The sequence below is a fragment of the Amycolatopsis sp. cg9 genome (assembly GCF_041346945.1).
GTDB lineage: Bacteria > Actinomycetota > Actinomycetes > Mycobacteriales > Pseudonocardiaceae > Amycolatopsis.
Window position 1 is genome coordinate 3,503,976 of sequence record NZ_CP166850.1, and the last position, 18,180, is coordinate 3,522,155.

At 71.0% G+C, this 18,180-nt stretch carries 17 protein-coding genes; 3 read left to right on the top strand and 14 right to left on the bottom strand.

The annotated features are described in order from the left end of the window. Both glpK and AB5J73_RS16905 read right to left on the bottom strand, forming a co-directional pair. Entirely contained in the window at nucleotides 1-1,515 is a 1,515-nt protein-coding gene (gene glpK / locus AB5J73_RS16900) for a glycerol kinase GlpK (RefSeq protein ID WP_370970619.1), read from the bottom strand. A gap of 31 nt (nucleotides 1,516-1,546) precedes the next feature. Beyond that, nucleotides 1,547-2,296 carry an MIP/aquaporin family protein gene (locus tag AB5J73_RS16905; protein ID WP_370970620.1) on the bottom strand — a complete coding sequence of 250 codons (750 nt, stop codon included), beginning with the start codon at nucleotides 2,294-2,296 and terminating at the stop codon, nucleotides 1,547-1,549. Between the two features lie 235 nt (nucleotides 2,297-2,531). On the opposite strand from AB5J73_RS16905, the gene AB5J73_RS16910 reads away from it, so the two are divergent. Beyond that, nucleotides 2,532-4,265 (top strand): glycerol-3-phosphate dehydrogenase/oxidase, encoded by a 1,734-nt coding sequence (locus AB5J73_RS16910; protein WP_370970621.1) that lies wholly within the window; start codon nucleotides 2,532-2,534, stop codon nucleotides 4,263-4,265. 321 nt (nucleotides 4,266-4,586) lie between these two features. On the opposite strand, the gene AB5J73_RS16915 is transcribed toward AB5J73_RS16910, so the two are convergent. The 7 genes from AB5J73_RS16915 to AB5J73_RS16945 form a co-directional block, all read right to left on the bottom strand. Beyond that, nucleotides 4,587-5,117, bottom strand: coding sequence for a GNAT family N-acetyltransferase (locus AB5J73_RS16915; RefSeq protein WP_370970623.1), 531 nt, complete (start codon nucleotides 5,115-5,117; stop codon nucleotides 4,587-4,589). 59 nt (nucleotides 5,118-5,176) lie between these two features. Next, a complete protein-coding gene (locus AB5J73_RS16920) occupies nucleotides 5,177-6,169 on the bottom strand; it encodes a hypothetical protein (RefSeq protein WP_370970625.1) in 993 nt (330 codons plus the stop codon). Between the two features lie 110 nt (nucleotides 6,170-6,279). Further along, nucleotides 6,280-7,299, bottom strand: coding sequence for a hypothetical protein (locus tag AB5J73_RS16925; RefSeq protein WP_370970627.1), 1,020 nt, complete (start codon nucleotides 7,297-7,299; stop codon nucleotides 6,280-6,282). Nucleotides 7,300-7,371: 72 nt separating this feature from the next. Continuing rightward, a complete protein-coding gene (locus tag AB5J73_RS16930) occupies nucleotides 7,372-7,758 on the bottom strand; it encodes a DUF1707 domain-containing protein (RefSeq protein WP_360772688.1) in 387 nt (128 codons plus the stop codon). Between the two features lie 7 nt (nucleotides 7,759-7,765). Beyond that, nucleotides 7,766-8,305, bottom strand: coding sequence for a DUF1707 domain-containing protein (locus AB5J73_RS16935; RefSeq protein WP_370970629.1), 540 nt, complete (start codon nucleotides 8,303-8,305; stop codon nucleotides 7,766-7,768). Between the two features lie 58 nt (nucleotides 8,306-8,363). Next, a complete protein-coding gene (locus AB5J73_RS16940) occupies nucleotides 8,364-10,154 on the bottom strand; it encodes a biotin carboxylase N-terminal domain-containing protein (RefSeq protein WP_370970631.1) in 1,791 nt (596 codons plus the stop codon). 106 nt (nucleotides 10,155-10,260) lie between these two features. Beyond that, entirely contained in the window at nucleotides 10,261-10,536 is a 276-nt protein-coding gene (locus AB5J73_RS16945) for an SAV_915 family protein (protein ID WP_370970633.1), read from the bottom strand. 129 nt (nucleotides 10,537-10,665) lie between these two features. On the opposite strand from AB5J73_RS16945, the gene AB5J73_RS16950 reads away from it, so the two are divergent. Then, entirely contained in the window at nucleotides 10,666-11,400 is a 735-nt protein-coding gene (locus tag AB5J73_RS16950) for a hypothetical protein (RefSeq protein WP_370970635.1), read from the top strand. A 35-nt stretch (nucleotides 11,401-11,435) separates the two neighbouring features. Here AB5J73_RS16950 and AB5J73_RS16955 read toward each other — a convergent pair whose 3' ends face one another. Further along, nucleotides 11,436-12,788 (bottom strand): dicarboxylate/amino acid:cation symporter, encoded by a 1,353-nt coding sequence (locus tag AB5J73_RS16955; protein ID WP_370970637.1) that lies wholly within the window; start codon nucleotides 12,786-12,788, stop codon nucleotides 11,436-11,438. A gap of 100 nt (nucleotides 12,789-12,888) precedes the next feature. Further along, nucleotides 12,889-13,518: a nucleoside triphosphate pyrophosphatase gene (locus tag AB5J73_RS16960; protein WP_370970638.1), complete on the bottom strand. Its 630-nt coding sequence runs from the start codon at nucleotides 13,516-13,518 to the stop codon at nucleotides 12,889-12,891. 111 nt (nucleotides 13,519-13,629) lie between these two features. Here AB5J73_RS16960 and AB5J73_RS16965 point away from each other — a divergent pair, with 111 nt between their 5' ends. After that, nucleotides 13,630-13,755, top strand: coding sequence for a hypothetical protein (locus AB5J73_RS16965; protein WP_370970640.1), 126 nt, complete (start codon nucleotides 13,630-13,632; stop codon nucleotides 13,753-13,755). Between the two features lie 183 nt (nucleotides 13,756-13,938). On the opposite strand, the gene AB5J73_RS16970 is transcribed toward AB5J73_RS16965, so the two are convergent. The 3 genes from AB5J73_RS16970 to AB5J73_RS16980 all read right to left on the bottom strand — a co-directional run bounded on the left by AB5J73_RS16970 (nucleotide 13,939) and on the right by AB5J73_RS16980 (nucleotide 17,876). After that, nucleotides 13,939-15,552 (bottom strand): DHA2 family efflux MFS transporter permease subunit, encoded by a 1,614-nt coding sequence (locus tag AB5J73_RS16970; RefSeq protein ID WP_370970641.1) that lies wholly within the window; start codon nucleotides 15,550-15,552, stop codon nucleotides 13,939-13,941. Continuing rightward, nucleotides 15,533-16,159 carry a helix-turn-helix transcriptional regulator gene (locus AB5J73_RS16975; RefSeq protein ID WP_370970643.1) on the bottom strand — a complete coding sequence of 209 codons (627 nt, stop codon included), beginning with the start codon at nucleotides 16,157-16,159 and terminating at the stop codon, nucleotides 15,533-15,535. Before AB5J73_RS16975 ends, AB5J73_RS16970 begins: the two co-directional genes overlap by 20 nt. A gap of 139 nt (nucleotides 16,160-16,298) precedes the next feature. Next, nucleotides 16,299-17,876: a TROVE domain-containing protein gene (locus AB5J73_RS16980; RefSeq protein ID WP_370970645.1), complete on the bottom strand. Its 1,578-nt coding sequence runs from the start codon at nucleotides 17,874-17,876 to the stop codon at nucleotides 16,299-16,301. Nucleotides 17,877-18,180 lie beyond the last annotated feature (304 nt).

The following is an 18,180-nucleotide window of genomic DNA, read 5'->3' on the forward strand; positions in this document are numbered from 1 at the left end:
TCAGTCCTCGTCGGACACCCAGTCGAAGGTCTTCGTCACCGCCTTCTTCCAGTTCCGGTACTCGCGCTCGCGGCGGGAGTCGTCCATCGACGGGTCCCACTGCTTGTCCTGCGCCCAGTTGTTCCGGATGTCGTCCTCCGACTTCCAGAACCCGACGGCCAGGCCGGCGGCGTAGGCGGCGCCCAGCGCGGTCGTCTCGTTGACCACCGGGCGGATCACCGGCACGCCGAGGATGTCGGCCTGGAACTGCATGAGCAGCTCGTTGACGACCATGCCGCCGTCCACCTTGAGCGACTTCAGCGGCACCCCGGAGTCGGCGTTCATCGCGTCGATGACCTCGCGCGACTGGAACGCCGTCGCCTCCAGCACCGCGCGGGCGAGGTGGCCCTTGTTGACGAACCGGGTGAGGCCGACGATCGCGCCGCGGGCGTCGGAGCGCCAGTAAGGAGCGAACAGGCCCGAGAACGCCGGGACGAAGTACGCGCCGCCGTTGTCCTCGACGCTGCGGGCGTGCTCCTCGATCTCGGCCGCCGTGGCGATCATGCCGAGGTTGTCGCGCAGCCACTGCACCAGCGAACCGGTGACGGCGATGGAGCCTTCCAGCGCGTAGACCGTGTCGTTCGAGCCGATCTTGTAGCAGACCGTGGTGAGCAGCCCGTTCTGCGACATCACCTTTTCGGTGCCGGTGTTGAGCAGCATGAAGTTGCCGGTGCCGTAGGTGTTCTTGGCCTCGCCGGGTGACAGGCAGGCCTGGCCGAACGTCGCGGCCTGCTGGTCGCCCAGGATGCCCGCGATCGGGACGCCGGCGAGCGCGCCCTTCTCGCGGACCTTGCCGTACTCCTCGGACGAGGAACGGATCTCCGGCAGCATCGAAAGGGGGATGCCCATCTCGCCGGCGATCCCGGCGTCCCACTGCAGGGTGTCGAGGTCCATCAGCATGGTGCGCGAGGCGTTGGTCGGGTCGGTGACGTGCACCCCGCCGTCGGCGCCGCCGGTCATGTTCCACAGCACCCAGGTGTCCATGTTGCCGAAGATCAGGTCACCGGCTTCGGCCTTCTCGCGCGCGCCTTCGACGTTGTCGAGGATCCACTTGATCTTCGGCCCGGAGAAGTAGGTCGCGAGCGGGAGCCCGACCTTGTCGCGGTAGCGCTCCTGGCCGCCGCCGAGGTTGCCGAGCTCGGTGACGATCTTGTCGGTGCGGGTGTCCTGCCAGACGATCGCGTTGTACACCGGCTTGCCGGTCTTCTTGTCCCAGACGAGCGCGGTCTCGCGCTGGTTGGTGATGCCGACGGCGGCGATGTCCTTCGCGGTCAGGTCGGCCTTGGCCAGCGCGCCCGCGGCGACCCGGCGCGTGTTCTCCCAGATCTCCTCGGCGTTGTGCTCGACCCAGCCGGCCTTCGGGAAGATCTGCTCGTGCTCGCGCTGGTCGACCGAGACCACGCGGCCTTCGTGGTTGAAGATCATGCACCGGGTCGACGTGGTGCCCTGGTCGATCGCGGCTACGTACGAAGTCATGTGCGCTCCAGGAATTCGGTGGGTGGGGCGATCAGGTCAGGTTGTGCACGCCGAGGTACAGCAGCGCGGCGAGCGCGCCGCCGACGAGCGGGCCGACGACCGGGATCCAGGAGTAGCCCCAGTTCGCGTTGGCCTTGTTCTTGATCGGCAGCAGGAACGCGTACGCGATGCGCGGGCCCAGGTCGCGGGCCGGGTTGATGGCGTAGCCCGTCGGCCCGCCGAGCGACGTGCCGATCACGAGGACGACGAACGAGACGCCCGCGTAGCCCAGCGCGGAGTTGCCGAAGTTCGGCGTGCCGCCGTCACCGGTGGCGAAGACCGGGCTGAGCAGGATCCACGCGACCAGCACGAAGGTGCCGATGATCTCGGTGACGAGGTTCCACGCGGTGTTCGGGATCTGCGGTGCGGTGGAGAAGATGCCGAGCGTGTTCTCCGGCTCGGGGTGGTCGTCGAACTGCAGCTTGTAGGCGGCCCAGCAGAGCACGGCGCCGAGGATGGCGCCGACCATCTGGCCGAGGAAGTAGAACGGGACGTCGGCCCACTGGGTCTTGCCCGAAATGGCCAGGCCCAGCGTCACCGCCGGGTTGAGGTGCGCCCCGCTGGGCGCGGCGATGCTGGCACCGGTGAAGACGGCGAAGGCCCAGCCGAAGTTGATGAAGAGGAACCCTGCGTTGTGACCGTTGTTCTTACGGAGGACGTGGTTCGCGACCACACCGTTGCCGAGCAGGATCAGCGCGGCCGTTCCCAGTATTTCCCAGACGATTATTGCCCCAGCACTCACCGCTGCACCTCCACACTGGACACTCTGCGCAGGGTCGATCACGGCGTGCCACGGCACCGTTGCCGACCCACGTCCGGGCGACGTTACCGGTGTGCCGAAGATCATTCCAGGCACCGGGTAGCCGAATCTTTTCAAGATCGCGGAGGGTTACGCCACAAGTGTCATCCGTGGACGGGCGGAGGATCACCAGGTCGTGCGATGCTGGAAGCCTCGCCGGCACGAGGAGGAATGTCACGTGGCGCAGCACGCAGCGGAGACCAACCCGGCTCGACTGGGCCCGGTCAAGCGGGAAGAGACGTGGCGGCGCCTCGGCAAGGAGACCTTCGACGTCGTCGTCATCGGCGGCGGTGTGGTGGGCGCGGGCACGGCCCTGGATGCCGCGACGCGCGGGCTGCGCGTCGCGCTCATCGAAGCCCGCGACCTCGCTTCGGGGACGTCGAGCCGGTCGAGCAAGCTTTTCCACGGCGGCCTGCGCTACCTGGAACAGCTCGAGTTCGGCCTGGTCCGGGAAGCACTTCGCGAGCGCGAGCTGATGCTGACGACGATCGCGCCCCACCTGGTGAAGCCGGTGAGCTTCCTCTACCCGCTGACGCACCGCGTGTGGGAACGCCCGTACACCGCCGCCGGCCTGCTGATGTACGACACGATGGGCGGCGCCCGCAGCGTCCCCGGCCAGAAGCACCTGACCCGCGCGGGCGCGCTGCGAATGGTGCCGGCGCTCAAGCGGTCCGCCCTGATCGGGGGAATCCGCTACTACGACGCCCAGTCCGACGACGCCCGCCACACCATGACGGTGGCCAGGACGGCGGCGCACTACGGCGCGGTCGTGCGGACGTCGACCCAGGTCGTCGGGTTCCTGCGCGAAGCGGACCGGGTGTCCGGCGTGCGCGTGCGAGACGTCGAAGACGGCCGCGAGACGGAGATTTCGGCGGCCGCGGTGATCAACTGCACCGGGGTGTGGACCGACGAGCTGCAGCGCCTTTCCGGTGGCCGCGGGCGGTTCCGGGTGCGTGCCAGCAAGGGCGTGCACATCGTCGTGCCGCGCGACCGGATCGTCTCCGAGTCGGGGATGATCCTGCGCACCGAGAAGTCGGTGCTGTTCGTGATCCCGTGGCGCAACCACTGGATCGTCGGCACGACGGACACGGACTGGAACCTCGACCTCGCCCACCCGGCGGCGACGAAGCACGACATCGACTACCTGCTGGAGCACGTCAACAGCGTGCTGGCGACCCCGTTGACGCACGACGACATCGAAGGCGTGTACGCGGGCCTGCGCCCGTTGCTGGCGGGGGAGAGCGAAGAGACGTCGAAGCTTTCGCGCGAGCACGCGGTGGCGCGGGTGGCCCCGGGCCTGGTGGCGATCGCGGGCGGCAAGTACACGACGTACCGGGTGATGGCGGCGGACGCGGTCGACGCGGCCGCGGTGGACCTGCCGGGCCGCTCACAGCCGTCGATCACGGACAAGGTCCCCCTCCTCGGCGCGGACGGCTACCACGCACTGGTCAACCAGGCCGACCACGTGGCCGCCGAGCACGGCCTGCACCCGTACCGCGTCCGGCACCTGCTGGACCGCTACGGCTCCCTGGTCAACGAGGTCCTGGCGGCGGCGAACGGCCGCCCGGAGCTGCTGAAGCCGATCGAGCACGCCCCGGACTACCTCGGCGTCGAGGTGGTGTACGCGGCTTCGCACGAGGGAGCGCTGCACCTGGAGGACGTCCTGGCCCGCCGGACGCGCATCTCGATCGAGTACGCCCACCGCGGCGTGGACTGCGCGGAGCAGGTGGCGTCGCTGGTCGGCGACGTCCTCGGCTGGTCACCCGAGACGGTGAAGCGGGAGATCGAGGTCTACAACGCCCGGGTCGAGGCAGAGCGCGAGTCCCAGTCCCAGCCGAGCGACGAAGCGGCGGACGCCCTGAGGTCGGCGGCCCCGGAGGCACGGGCGGGCATCGTGGAGCCGGTGAGCTGAGCCCCGTCGATCCCGGGTGAGCGTGGCTTGCGTCCGCTGCTCACCCGGCTGCACGGCGGCCGCCGTGCAGCCCCACTCGCCTGCGCCGATTTCGCGGTCTTGGCTCGACCCCGGACGGGGGAGCCGGCCGGGGCATCCCCCGCAGAGGAATTCCGCGAGCGGCGATGCTCGGTGCGGGGTTGTGGAACCTGTTCGAGGAATCCACAGCCCCCGCGAGTTGTGGACAGCGGCGGTGGTGGGGCGGCGAGGAAGCGGTTTTGGTCCGGGGGCGCCGATAGACTGGCCACGGGGCCGCCCCCCTGGGAGTGGCGGGGGCTGTGGTCAGGACGTCCGGTGCCACCGCATCAGGCGTTCACCCGTCGGGGCGAGCTCGTCCTCCGGGCCCAGCGGGGTGAACCCGCACCGCTCGGCCACGATCGCCGAAGCCGCGTTGCTCTCCTCGTACCGGTAGCTCACCTCGGTCAGGCCCAGTCCGCCGAAACCGAAGCGCAGGGCCGCGCTCAACGCCGTCGTCGCGATTCCCTTGCCCCGTTCCGCCGGGTGGACCCAGATGGTCGCCTCCGCGTACGCCGCGTCCAGGTTCAGCTCGCGCAGGCCGACCTCGCCCAGCAGGCGGCCGGATGTCGGCTCGGCGATCGCCCACGAACAGCGCTCGTCGCCCGCCCACTGGGCCGCGCGCAGTGCCACGTACTCCGTGGCCTCGTCCAGGGTGCGCAGGCGGTAGTTCAGCACGTACTTGCGGTGCGTCGGGTCGGCGAACGCCTCCATCAGCAGCGGGCGGTCGTCCAGGTGCCGGTCGGCGCGCAGCTGGCGCAGGTAGTAGGTGCCCGCGTTGATCTCCACCGGTTCCACTCCGCCCAGCCTAGCCAGGCCGGGAGCGCGCCGCTCCCGGCCTGGTGATCAAGGCCTGATCAGGGGGTCAGGTGCCAGACCACCGGCACCCCGCCCTGGTCCACCGAGCCGCTCGTCGCGAAGCCCGCCAGGGACCCGTCGTCCGCGGCGAGGCTCGCCTGGAACACCGGGTACGTACCCGGGCGCTGGACTTCGCCGGGGACCGTTCCCCGCCACGCCGTCGCGTTGCCGCCGGGGAGCAGCCCTGTCGTCAGGCCCACCTGGTTGACGCTGATCGCCGACGCGCCGCCCTCCAGGCCGACCGTCGCGTCCGGGGTCGACCACCGGGCCCCCTGCTCGACGCCGCCCCAGGACCGCTTGCCGACGACGACCCCGTTGCGGATCGCCAGTGCTTCGGCCCACGCCGCCGGGCTCGGCGACAGCTGCCGGATCACCCCGTTCTTCCACAGCGCCGACGTCGCTCCCGAGTCGAACAGGACCGTGCCGTCGTCGTCGAGGTCGCGCGCGTAGTACGTGTCGTTGCCCGACGGGATGATCGTCGGCGCGGAGCCGTCCGCCGGCCACAGGACCGTCGCCGCGTACGGGCCGGTGCGGTTGGCCCTGGCGAGGACGTCGCCGCGGGCGTTGACCGCCACCGCGTACAGGTTCTCCCAGGTCGGTGGGTTCTCCTTCACGTGGAACCCGGTCGCGTCCAGGACGAACACGCGGTTCGCCTTCGTCTCGTGGTCGTAGGCGGTGCCCACCACGACCCCGGACGCGTTTTCGTCCACCGCGTCCGCGCGCTCGTACCCGCCCGGCAGCCCGCGCACCACCGGCTGCCCGCCGCGCCAGCTCACCACCTGCTGGACGCCGTTCACCGCGAACGTGCCCGTGTACTCGCCCTTCCCGTTCGACCCGGTCAGGAACCCGCTGCCGCCGCCGGCCGGCAGCGGCAGCACGGTGGGCCGCCACGGGATGCGGATCCCCAGCGCGCCGGCGGGCTGCGCCAGCGTCACCGCCGCGAGCACGGCGACGGCGGGCGCGAGCGCGCGCACCCAGGACTTGCTGCTCATCGAATCTCCGTTTCCCCCGACCTGCACCGGATACATCGGTGCAGGCGGGGGACCGTTGCCGGGCAAACGGAGCAATCTTGATCAAGAACCGGAGGAATCTCCCGAACCGGTCACGGGGTCAGGCGCCAGACCACCGGCACGCCGTGCGAATCCTCCGGGCTGTTCGCCGCGAAGCCCGCCAGGGAACCGTCGTCCGCCGCCACCCGGGCTTCGAACTTCGAGTAGCCGCTCGGCGCGCGGACCTCGCCCGGCGTCGTCGTGCGCCACACGATCGCGTTGCCGACGATCACCGGACCCGACGGGTTCGGCACCAGCCCGGCCGTCAGGCCCGCCTTGTTGACGCTCAGCGCGCGCCCGCCGCCCGGCAGTGCGGCCCACGAGCTCGTCGCGGAGGACCAGCGCACCGCCTGCTCGACGCCGCCCCGGATCGCCGTCCCGACCACGACGCCGTTGCGGATCGCGTAGCCCCAGGCCTGCAGGGACGGCTCCGGCGAGAGGTACCGGAGAACGCCGTCCTTCCACAGCGCCGAGCGGTTGCCCGCGTCGAACAGGATCGTGCCGTCCTCGTCGATGTCGCGCGCGTAGTACGTGTCCGGCGTTTTCGGGATCAGCACCGGCGCGCTGCCGTCCGCGCGCCACAGGACCGCGGCCTCGGCGCCCCCGCTGCCGAACTGCGTGGCCCGGCCGAGCAGGTCGCCGCGGGCGTTGATCGCGACGCCGTAGACGTAGTCGTAGCCCGCCGGGACGTCCCGGATGTGGAACCCGGCCGCGTCCAGCGTGTACGCCCGGCTGATGAAGGTGTCGTAGTCGTGCACCGTGCCGGCCACCACACCGGCCGCGTTCTCGTCCGCGGCGAGCGCGGCTTCGTACCCGCTCGGCACGCCCCGCACCACCGGCTGCCCGTTGCGCCAGCTGACGACCGTCTGCACTCCGTTCACGTCGAACGTGCCGGTGTATTCGCCCTTGCCGTCCGATCCGGTCAGGACGCCGGTGCCCGCGCCGGACGGCAACGGCAGGACCGTCGGCCGCCACGCGATGCGGATCGCGGCGTCCGCGGGCTGCGCCAGCACCGCCACGGAAAGCGCGGCGACGACGGGCGCCACGACCCGCCCCCAGAACTTGCTCTTCATGTCTCTCCCTTGTCCCCGACCTGCACTCCCACCACGTCCGGGGCGGCGGTTCGGTTGCCGGGAAAAGGAAGATCAGCGCGGGCGGCGGACCCGCGCGAGCGCCGCCACCACGAGCGGCAGCGCGACCGAGATGATCAGGAGCCTGCCCCGCGAAAGGATCAGCACCGCGATCGCCAGCACGATGGCGATCGGCACCGCGCTGCGCGTCAGGAACTGCGAGAGCGCGGTTTCCCCGGCCGGTGCCGCCACCGGTGCGGAAGCCCCGTTCAGCAACGCGCTCGGCCGCGGCGACGGCAGGTCGTCGAACAGCGGGACGAGCTCGCTGACCCGCTTGGCCGCGGTGACCTTCGCGGTGCGGGACCCGTACTCGTCGATGTCGAGGCGGCCGCTGCGGACGTGCTCTTCGAGGACGTCGAGGGCGTCCTGGCGCTCGGCGTCGCTCAACCGCATGTCGCCCACGGCGGGGTCAGCGGCCCAGCTCGCGCCGGTAGGAGTCGCGCAGCTCGCGACGGCGCTCCCGGTCGCGCAGGTGGCGGTCGTGGCGGCGGCGGTGCTGCTCGTCGTGGTTCCAGCCGTGGCCCCACATCGCCTTGCCGAAGACGCCGACACCGATCGGGAGGAAGATGATCGGCCACGCGAGCGTGCCGGTGGCGATCAGCGCGATCGCGGCGATGAGGGTCAGGGGGAAGATCGCGGCGACGAACCGCTGCGGGGGTGTCCAGTTGTCCGGTCCGCCCGAGGACCGTGGCGCCGGGGCGGCGGCCGGCTCGGGTGGCGGCGCGACGGCGGCCTGCGGGACGTCGTCGTACCGGGGGTGCGGGGCCGGGAGGTCCGCGAAGACCTCGCCGAGCTCGCCGCGCGTCTTGGCCGCGGTGATCCGGGCCGAGCGCTCGCCGTACTCGTCGATGTCCAGCCGCCCCGCGGTCATGTGCTCACCGAGCGCGGACAGCGCGGACTCGCGGTTCTGGTCGCTGATCCGCAGCTGCGGAGACGGGACTTCGGTCACGTAGTCGATGGTAGGCCGCCTCGGGGGCGGCCCACCACGACATCTGTAACGAACCGTCCTACTTGAGCTCGAGCAGCTGCGTGCCCTGCGTCACGGCGGCGCCGACCTCGACGGAAAGTCCGGTCACGGTGCCCGCTTTGTGCGCGGTGACCGGGTTCTCCATCTTCATCGCCTCGAGGACGACGATCAGCTCACCGGCTTCGACCGCCTGGCCCTCTTCGACGGCGACCTTGACGATGGTGCCCTGCATCGGCGCCGTGACGGCGTCGCCGCTGACCGCGGCCTTGGTGCCGCCGGCCCGCTTGCGCGGCTTCGCCTTGACGGCGGTGCCGCCCCCGCCGCCTTCGAGCGCGAACCCGCCCGGCAGCGAGACTTCCAAGCGCCGCCCGCCGACCTCGACCACGACGTTCTGCCGCGGTTCTTCTTCGGCGGCTTCGACGTCCGGCGCCACGAACGGCTCGATCTTGTTGTCGAACTCCGTCTCGATCCAGCGCGTGTGCACGCTGAAGCCGTTCTCGTCGCCGATGAACGCGGGGTCGTCGACGATCACGCGGTCGAACGGCAGCACCGTCGCCATGCCCTCGACGACCATCTCGGCCAGAGCCCGGCGGCTGCGCTCGAGCGCGTTGTTCCGGTCCGACCCGGTGACGATCAGCTTCGCCAGCATCGAGTCGAACTGCCCGCCGATGACGCTGCCGGACTCGACGCCGGAGTCGACGCGGATGCCGGGGCCGCTCGGCGCGACGAACTTCGTCACCGTGCCCGGCGCGGGCAGGAACCCGCGGCCGGCGTCCTCGCCGTTGATGCGGAACTCGATCGAGTGGCCGCGCGGCTCGGGGTCTTCGGTGATCCGCAGCTTCTCGCCGCGGGCGATGCGGAACATCTCGCGGACGAGGTCGAGGCCGGTGGTTTCCTCCGACACCGGGTGCTCGACCTGCAGGCGCGTGTTGACCTCCAGGAAGGAGATCGTGCCGTCGGTGGCGACGAGGTACTCGACCGTGCCGGCGCCGTAGTACCCGGCTTCCTTGCAGATCGCCTTCGCCGACTCGTGGATGCGCTTGCGCTGCTCGTCGCTCAGGAACGGCGCGGGCGCCTCCTCGACGAGCTTCTGGTGCCGCCGCTGCAGCGAGCAGTCGCGGGTGCCGACGACGATCGCGTTGCCGTGCATGTCGGCCAGCACCTGCGCCTCGACGTGCCGCGGCTTGTCCAGGTAGCGCTCGACGAAGCACTCGCCGCGGCCGAACGCGGCGACCGCCTCGCGGGTGGCCGACTCGAACAGCTCGGGGATCTCTTCGCGGGTGCGCGCGACCTTGAGGCCGCGCCCGCCCCCGCCGAACGCGGCCTTGATGGCCACCGGCAGGCCGTGCTCGTCGGCGAACGCGACGATCTCGGCGGCGTCCTGCACCGGCTCCTTGGTGCCCGGCACGAGCGGTGCGCCCGCGCGCATCGCGATGTGGCGCGCGGTGACCTTGTCGCCGAGGTCGCGGATGGCCTGGGGGCCGGGGCCGATCCAGGTCAGCCCGGCGTCGAGGACGGCCTGGGCGAAGTCCGCGTTTTCGGAGAGGAAGCCGTAGCCCGGGTGCACCGAGTCGGCGCCCGAGCGCTTGGCGGCGTCCAGGAGCTTTTCGATGTTGAGGTAGCTCTCGGCGGCCGTGGTCCCGCCGAGCGCGAAGGCTTCGTCCGCGAGGCGGACGTGCGGTGCGTCCCGGTCCGGATCGGCGTACACCGCGACGCTGGCCAAACCGGCGTCCTTGGCCGCTCTGATCACGCGTACCGCGATCTCGCCCCGGTTGGCGACCAGGATCTTGGTCACCGGACCACCGGTGGATTCGCCGACCTGCTCGGCCACCCCGCACCTCCTGCGTCCCGACAGCTGCATTGCTGACCGCCCACGCGGTACCGGGGAGTCTACGGATATGACGTCGCGAGTCAGTTGAGTGAGAGGTGAACCACGCTCAGACGTGGTGGCGCAGCTGCTGGGGCAGCGGCGAGTCGAGCACGATGACGTCGTACGGGTTCGCCGCGTGGACCTTCGGCAGGTGCTCGGTGTTCACCAGCACCCACGGCTGGTGCTCGCCGCAGCAGTCGATCAGCCGGTCGAGCGCGGTGAAGGCGACCAGCGCGGTGCGGCCGTCCGGCGTCCGGCGCAGCTCGATCGACGCGCCTTCGGTCTCGGCGCTGGCCGGGCCGGTGGGGAGGTAGAGGGCGGGGGGAAGGTTCGGGTTCGTCACCCGGACAACATAGACGGACACGCTCCGCTAGCCGCGCCCTAGTCGATCGGGTGCACCGCCGGGGGATTTCAGCCACATCGGCCCGGGCGTCGCCCACACACCGTCGCGAAGCGGCTTACGCTCTGTCTTATGCGGACTACGGCAGCGCGGACGCCCCGGTCGGCGCTGCTCACGGCGGTGCTGGCCGCGGTGGTGACGCTGGGCGCGATCGGCGCCGTGTTCGCGCTGCGCCCGCGTCCCGAAGCGCCCGCCGGCGCGGCCGAACCCGCGGCGGCGCCGGTGGCACCCGCGGTGACCTGCGGCGGCGGCCCCTGCCGCCAGCTGGCGGCGGTCACGGTCGGGGGCACGCCGGTGGTGCTGCTGACCGACACCTCGGGCGGGTCGGCGCGGCTGCGCGTCGGGCCCGAGCCGGGCACGGTGTTCGAGCTGGCGATCGCGCAGCTGGGCGTCCGGCTGGACCAGGAATCGCTGCGCTGCGTCGACGGCTCGGCCCCGGCCTGCCTGGTCCGCGGCGACGTCGGCGACGACAGCGACGACGGCACGGCCGCGTACGGCGAGCTGCTGGTCGGCAGCGGGGGAGTGTGGCGCGACCCGGGCAAGCCGTACTACGCGGACGCCGGGACGCTGTCGCTCTACGACGTCACGGCCGACGGCCGCGCGGACGTGATCGTGGTCCGCCACGACTGCCCGGGCGCGGCGTCCGGCACCCCGAAGTGCGAGGCGTCGCCGGTGCTGGGCGAAGTGTACGACCTGGCGGGCAAGTCGGTCGGCTGCACCCGCCGCTACACGGCGCCGTCCGACCTGCGCGGCTGGCCCGACATCCGCCTGACGCGCGCCGACCTCCGCCCCTGCCCCACCTCCTGACCCTCAACCCGTCACTTTCATGACGAAAGTTGCGCTCAGGCGGGGGCGGGCTCGGTGTGGCGGGCCTCGGTGCCGTCGTCGCTGTGCTGCGGGTTGTCGGTCGGGGTGTTGAGGACCTCGTCGTCGAGGAGGCCTTCGCCGCGGGCCACGATGACCGGCACCGTGATCTGGCCGGCGACGTTCGTGGCGGTCCGCATCATGTCCATGATCGGGTTGACGGAGTAGATCAGCGCCAGGCCGAGCGCGACCTGCTTGGCGTCGAGGCCGATGAACGACGTCGTCAGCGTGAACGCCGTCAGCCAGCCGGTGGTCCCGGCCGTCGCCAGCGCGCCGACCACGGCGACCACGACGATGCCGGCGTACTGCCAGAAGTTCAGCGACACCCCGGCCAGGTTGGCGACGAAGATCGCCGCGATCGCCGGGAAGACCGCCGCGCAGCCGTCCATCTTGGTCGCGCTGCCGAGCGGGGTCGCGAAGGCCGCGTAGGCCGGCTGGACGCCGAGGTTGACCGCGGACTGGCGGGTCAGCGGCAGCGTCGCGGCCGAGGACTGGGACGCGAACGCGAACTGGATCGCCGTCCCCGCCTTGGCGAAGAACTTCAGCGGGCTGACCTTGGCCACGAACTGCAGCAGGATCGGGTAGACGACGAAGAGCACCAGGAGGCAGCCGACGTACACCGCGAGCGTGGTGGAGAACAGCGGCCGGAACAGCGCGTCGCCGTAGTTGGACACGGCCGCGCCGATCAGGCCGATGATGCCGATCGGGGCCAGCCGGACGATCCAGCCGAGGTAGCGCTGGATGATCTCGAAGACGCTCGTCGTGAAGTCCACGAACGGCTTGGCCTTGTCACCGAGGCTGTAGGCGGCGGCGCCGATGACCAGCGCGAGGAAGAGCACCTGCAGCGTCTCGCCGTCGGCAAACGCTTTCACGAAGTTCTCCGGCAGCAGGCCGTTCACGAAGGCGCTCCACGAGCCCCAGTGGTCGACGCTGGCCGCCGCCTTGTCGGCGTTCTTCGCGGTCGCTTCGACGCCGCCGAGACCGCCCGCGCCCGGGTTGAAGATCTTGCCGACCGCGATGCCGATCAGCGACGCGATGAACGACGTGATGGCGAACCACAGCACCGTCTTGCCGCCGAGGCGCGCGGCGGTGCGGCCGCCGCCGAGCTTCCGGAGGCTGTTGATGCCGACCACGATGGCGGTGAAGACCAGCGGGATCACCGCGATCTGCAGCAGCGTGGTGAAGATGGTGCCGATCTGGTCGAGGAGATCGGTCAGCCAGCCGGCCTCGGTCTGCCGTGCGACGACGCCGAGGGCGGCGCCGACGACGAGCGAGCCGAGAACCGCGGCCGCGAACACCCGCGGTTTGGTGTATGTCCGTACGAAAGACACGGGGCGACTCCGGTGCTCGAAAATTTCTCGTATTGCCTCGTCAGGAGAACGTTAGGCAAGACGGGACTCTTCCGGATCACCCGTTCGTGTGGCGCCTTTCTCAGGATGCGGGACGCGCCCAGAGATCCACGACACCCACCCCGACCTCGGCCAGCAGGCGGCGCGTCAGCGGCAGGCTGATCCCGATGACGCTCGTGTGGCCGCCGTCGAGTCCTTCGACGAACCAGCCGCCCCGGCCGTCGATCGTGAAGCCGCCCGCCACGTGCAGCGGCTCGCCGCTGGCGACGTAGGCGTCGATCTCGTGCTCGCTCGGCGTGCCGAACCGGACGGTGGTCGATTCCCAGCCCGCGGCCTCCTTCGCGCGCGTCCCGCCGTCGAGCCGGACGACCGCGTGGCCGGTCAGGAGTTCACCGGATGTCCCGGCCATCGCGGCCCATCGCTGCCGCGCGATGTCCGGATCGGCCGGTTTGCCGACCATCTGCCCGCCGATGTTCAGCATCGAGTCGCAGGCGACGACGACGGCGTCCGGGTGCACCGAGGCGACCTTGTCGATGACGGCTTCGGCCTTGGCCGCGGCGAGGGCGGCGACGAGCTCGGACGGCGAGGGATCGGTCAGCGCGGCGGCGACGGCGTCCTCGTCGACGCCGGAGACGAACACGGCCGGATCGAGGCCCGCGGAGCGCAGGAGGGCGAGCCGGGCGGGGGACTGGGAGGCGAGGACGAACTGCACCCGGCGAACGTACCCGGCCGCCTGTCGTGACCGGATTGTGACCGGCGGCACTCCGGGGGAGAGTTATTTTGTTGTTGCTCGCAACATATGGATCCGGTGCGGGAGGTGCCCATGACCGTACGCGTGACGGAGTCGACACCGGCGCCGGTGCCGCGCTCGCCGTGGTGGGCGAAACGCCGCGCGCCGAAGACCAGCCGGGCCGGCTCGGCCCCGGCACCGAAACTGACCTCGGGCTGACGACCACCGCTCCCGCGGTCCGGGCGGGCTTCCGGCACCCGACACCGGAGGCTCGCCCGGTTTTCAAGCCGCGGCAGTCGGCGCCGGGTGTGCTGAAGGGGACGTTCCTCCGATGCGACGCCAGGAAAGTCCCCTTCAGCGCATCGGATGAGAGCAACGTCCCCTTCAGCCCCGGCTGTTCGGTCAGGCCGCGGCGGCTTCGGGGGCCGGTGCCGGGGTTTCCCAGCGCGGCTTGACCCGGCGCAGCAGCGCCGCCGAGAGGATCCCCAGCAGCAGCACGCCCATCGGCAGCAGCATCGTCACGCGGGCCGCGTCCGTAAGTCCACTGTGGACCGCGTCGGTGGCCAGCTTCCCCGCCTGCGCGGCGATTTCCGCCGGCAGCCCCGGCATCGGCGACGGCCCGCCGGCCGAGCCGAACTCGCCCGTGCCGGCCGCGGCGTGCGCGATCCCCTCCGCGAACGGTGCCCGGTATTGCTCCGGCAGCTGCGAAGCCGCCTTCGTCGCTTCGTCCGCGATGGACGCGCTGATCCGCGCCTGCAGCAGCACGCCGATCGCCGCGCTGCCCAGCACGCCGCCGACCTGGCGCGCGGTGTTGAAGATGCCTGACGCCGTCCCGGCCAGCCGCGGCTCGACCGACCCCATCGTCATGTTGCTCATCGGCGAGAAGATGCAGCCGATGCCGAGCCCGCACACCAGCAGCGCCGGGACGAACGCCCAGGGGCTGCTCGTCGGCGTCGCCTGCAGCGCGATGATCCCCAGCCCGGCCGCGAGCGCGGCGAGGCCGAACACCACCAGGTACTTGCCGTTCACCCGGTCCGACGCGCGCCCGACGAACGGCGCCACGATCCCGGACAGCAGCGACATCGGCGCGGTCAGCAGGCCGCCCATGGTCGGGGTCAGCCCGAGCACCGACTGGATGTAGATGACCAGCGGCAGGAACATGCCGGTCATCGCGAAGCCGACCGTGGTCGCGGTGAGCGTCCCGGCGGAGAAGTTCCGGTTCGAGAACACCTGCAGCGGCAGCAGCGGCTCGCGCTTGTTGAACCGCTGCCACACCAGGAACGCCGCCAGCAGCACCACGCCGGCGCCGATGATCTCGAAGACGGTGATGCCGCCGAAGACCGTGCCCCAGTCGTACTGCTGGCCGTTCTGGACACCGAACACGATGCAGAGCAGCGCCGCGCTCGACAGGAAGATCCCCAGCAGGTCGAACGAATGCGAGTGCTTCGGCTGCCAGTCCGGCACCAGCAGCAGCGTCAGCACGATGGCGATCACGCCGATCGGCACGTTGACGAAGAAGATCCACTCCCAGCCGAGGTGGTCGACCAGCACGCCGCCGAGCAGCGGGCCGGCGATCGTCGCCAGGCCGGCGACGCCGCCCCACATGCCCATCGCCGGCCCGCGCTTGGCCGGCGGGAACAGGTGCGTGATGAACGCCAGCGTCTGCGGCGTCATCAGCGCGGCCCCGAGCCCCTGCACGGCCCGCGCGGCGATCAGCATCTCGACGTTGCCGGACAGGCCGCACCACAGCGACGCGCCGGTGAACACGACCAGCCCGGCGAGGAACACCCGCTTCGGGCCGAAGCGGTCACCGAGCCGGCTGGTGAACAGCATCGGCACCGCGTAGGTGAGCAGGTAGACGCTGATCACCCAGACGACCGAGTTCAGCCCGGCGTTCAGCTTGTTCAGCATGGTCGGGATCGCGATCGACACGATCGTCGTGTCGAGCAGGATCATGAAGAAGCCGAGGCACAGCGCGCCGAGCGCGGCCCACGGGTTAGCTTGTCTGGCGTTCATCGTCGTCTTCCCTGGTGATGAGCGTGAGCTTGGGTTGTTCGCAGTCCTGGAACGGGATCCGCCCGGACTTGAGGTCGGCGAGCAGCCGCTCGGTCCACTCGAGCTCGAACTTCCGGTGGTCGCACTGGTAGCGCCAGTCGAGCCAGTAGATCGGCGGCGTGTCGTCTTCGGCCAGCCGCTGCAGCACGGCCTGGTCGGCGGCCACCGCGGCGCGCAGCCGCGTGACCCGGTGTTCGAGCTCGATCAACGAGGTTTCGCGCCCCAGTTCGTCGATCACGGCGAGCCCGGACAGGTAAGCGGGGAACTCGGCCACGAGGTCGCCGAGCAGCTCGCGACCCCGCTGGTTGAACTCGTCGAGCCCCGCCTGCGTCATGCCGTAGACGGTCCGTTCGGGCCGCCTGCCGTCACGCTGCGTGTCGACGACCTCGATGAATCCGTCGCGCCGCAGGCGTTCCACGGTGTGGTAGAGCGAGCCCGCTTTGACGTTGACCCGCGTGTTGACGTACCGCTCACGCATGAGCTGGGCCATCTCGTACGGGTGCATCGGCTTCTCGTGCAGCAGCTCCAGCACGGCGATACCGAGCGGCGTCAGCTTGGCCGAGGCCATGGTGAGGTCCCTCCAGATCGGTTATTCCACGTGGACTATACGACGTGGGGTAGTGGTGGGTCCACGACCATTGCTGTGACCGTCCGTACACAGCGTGAAGGCCCCCATGATGTCGTCATGGGGGCCTTCACGGCGTCTCTCAAAACGGCCAGTCGGCGTTCTCGCCCGCCTCGAGCAGCGGGATCATCCGGAACGCCTGGTCGGTCAGGCCGCCGAAGGTGTGCCGGTGCGGGACGCCGGAGGGCGCGTGGCCGAACCGGTAGCCCGCCAGGTTCCACGTGTACAGCGGAACGCGCGCGGGCAGCGCCTGCCCGACGTCGCCGTAGCCGGCCTGCTCGTCGGTGAGGATGACGACGCGGTCGTGCTTCGCGAAGTGCTTCCGCACCGCGCCGGCGGTGTTGGTGCCGCCGCCGAGGAAGAACCCGCCGGACTTCCAGCGCCCGACGTCGCTCAGCAGCGACCCGCCGGGCCGCAGCCTGAACGTCTTGGTGCGCGTGCCGCCGAGCAGCCGGTCCGAGAACGACACGACGTCGGCATCGGCGCACCGCCGGCCCAGCGCGAGCCCGAAGACCGCGGCGGCGTCCCACCGCAGCAGGGTGCCGTCGCGGCTGAAGCCCATGTTCATCGACGTCGAGGTGTCGACGAGCACGAGCGTCCGCCCGGGCAGCTCCGGGACGCCGCTCAGCGAGTGCGCGATCGCCTGCTCCAGCGCCCACGCCCACCGCAGCGACGGCGCCGCCCGGTAGGCCGACAGGAACCGCATCGGCAACTGCCGCGACTTCGCGACCTGCGCGGGATCGGCGAGCTTCGCGGCGACGCGCCGCGCGACCTCGTCGGAGACACCGGCCTCGTCGAAGTTGCGCAGGTTCCGCAGGAGCGCCATGTAGCCCATGGACGGGATCAGCGCCTCCCAGACGCGCGCGTCCAGGGGACCCTGCAGCCAGCCGGCGACCGACTCCCACGTCATCCCCGCCGCGCGCAGGACGTCCGCCGCGTCCGGCCGCGCGAACAGCGCACGCCGGCGCGGCGCGTCCCACGCCGTCAGCTCGGCGCGGGCGCGCAGCACCCGGAGCGCGTCCGGGAGCGGGTTGCCGCGGTCGTGGCGCTCGTCGAGGACGTGCTTGAACAGCGCGCTCTGGGCGGCGTCGCGGTTGGCCGGGTGCGTCAGCTCGAGGACGTCGGCGAAGCGGAACGTCCGCGCGGCGGAGTCCCACTTGGCGTAGGAGCGCTCGTCGTAGAGCTTCCGCGCCGCGTCGGCCACGCCGCGCTTGACCGGCTTCGGGATGTTCTTGCCGTGCGCGGAAGTCCAGTAGGCGAGCAGCTCCCCCGGCTCGTCGGCCCGCTGCAGGACGTCGGCGACGACCTGCCGGCCGAGCCCGTCGAGCCCGGCGTCGAGGCGGGCCTTGGCGAACTCGGCCGCACCGACGAGGGACGCGGTCCGCAGGTTCGCCTCGGAGCGCAGCCAGCGCAGGAACCGCGCGGTCCACTGTGGATCCTCGAGGGTCGCGGCGTGGACGAGCGCGGAGTAGCGCGTGTCGCGCGCGTTCGCGGACTCGTAGAAGGTGTGCTCGCCGACCATGTTCGTGACGGCGAGCAGGAAAAGCTCGGACCGGGCGTCGCGCGCGTAACCGGCGCCACCTTCGTAGGTGACACCGGGCGCCTCGCTGCGGACGGGTGAGGTCGCGGCGGGCGCGCGTGCGGTGTTGAACTTGCTCATTTCTCCCCCCTGATTTTCCTGGGGAGCCACGGCCGCGGCGATGCCCGAGATCGAATTCGGTGAAGGTACGTTGCTGCTCTGCCGGGCTGAGCTACCGGACCTGCCGGCCCGGGAGGGATTCGAACCCCCGACCTGCCCATTACAAGGAAGTAACCCTCGCCTGCGCACCGGGCATCGATGCGGCCGTGACTCCGCCCGAGATCGAAGTGGTGAAGGCTTTCGGGAGTCGAACCCAAGGGATACCAGAGAAGTAACCCTCACCGCCGCACCGGGCGAGAGCAACGTTAGCCGCCGCGGCGCCGGG

What these genes read in the sequence shown, in the direction of transcription:
- AB5J73_RS16980 (WP_370970645.1), bottom strand. Translation starts at nt 17,876, where the DNA reads ATGAGCAAGTTCAACACCGCACGCGCGCCCGCCGCGACCTCACCCGTC.
- AB5J73_RS16920 (WP_370970625.1), bottom strand. Translation starts at nt 6,169, where the DNA reads ATGAGCAGCAAGTCCTGGGTGCGCGCGCTCGCGCCCGCCGTCGCCGTG.
- AB5J73_RS16965 (WP_370970640.1), top strand. Translation starts at nt 13,630, where the DNA reads ATGACCGTACGCGTGACGGAGTCGACACCGGCGCCGGTGCCGCGCTCG.
- AB5J73_RS16925 (WP_370970627.1), bottom strand. Translation starts at nt 7,299, where the DNA reads ATGAAGAGCAAGTTCTGGGGGCGGGTCGTGGCGCCCGTCGTCGCCGCG.
- AB5J73_RS16975 (WP_370970643.1), bottom strand. Translation starts at nt 16,159, where the DNA reads ATGGCCTCGGCCAAGCTGACGCCGCTCGGTATCGCCGTGCTGGAGCTG.
- AB5J73_RS16950 (WP_370970635.1), top strand. Translation starts at nt 10,666, where the DNA reads ATGCGGACTACGGCAGCGCGGACGCCCCGGTCGGCGCTGCTCACGGCG.
- glpK (WP_370970619.1), bottom strand. Translation starts at nt 1,515, where the DNA reads ATGACTTCGTACGTAGCCGCGATCGACCAGGGCACCACGTCGACCCGG.
- AB5J73_RS16970 (WP_370970641.1), bottom strand. Translation starts at nt 15,552, where the DNA reads ATGAACGCCAGACAAGCTAACCCGTGGGCCGCGCTCGGCGCGCTGTGC.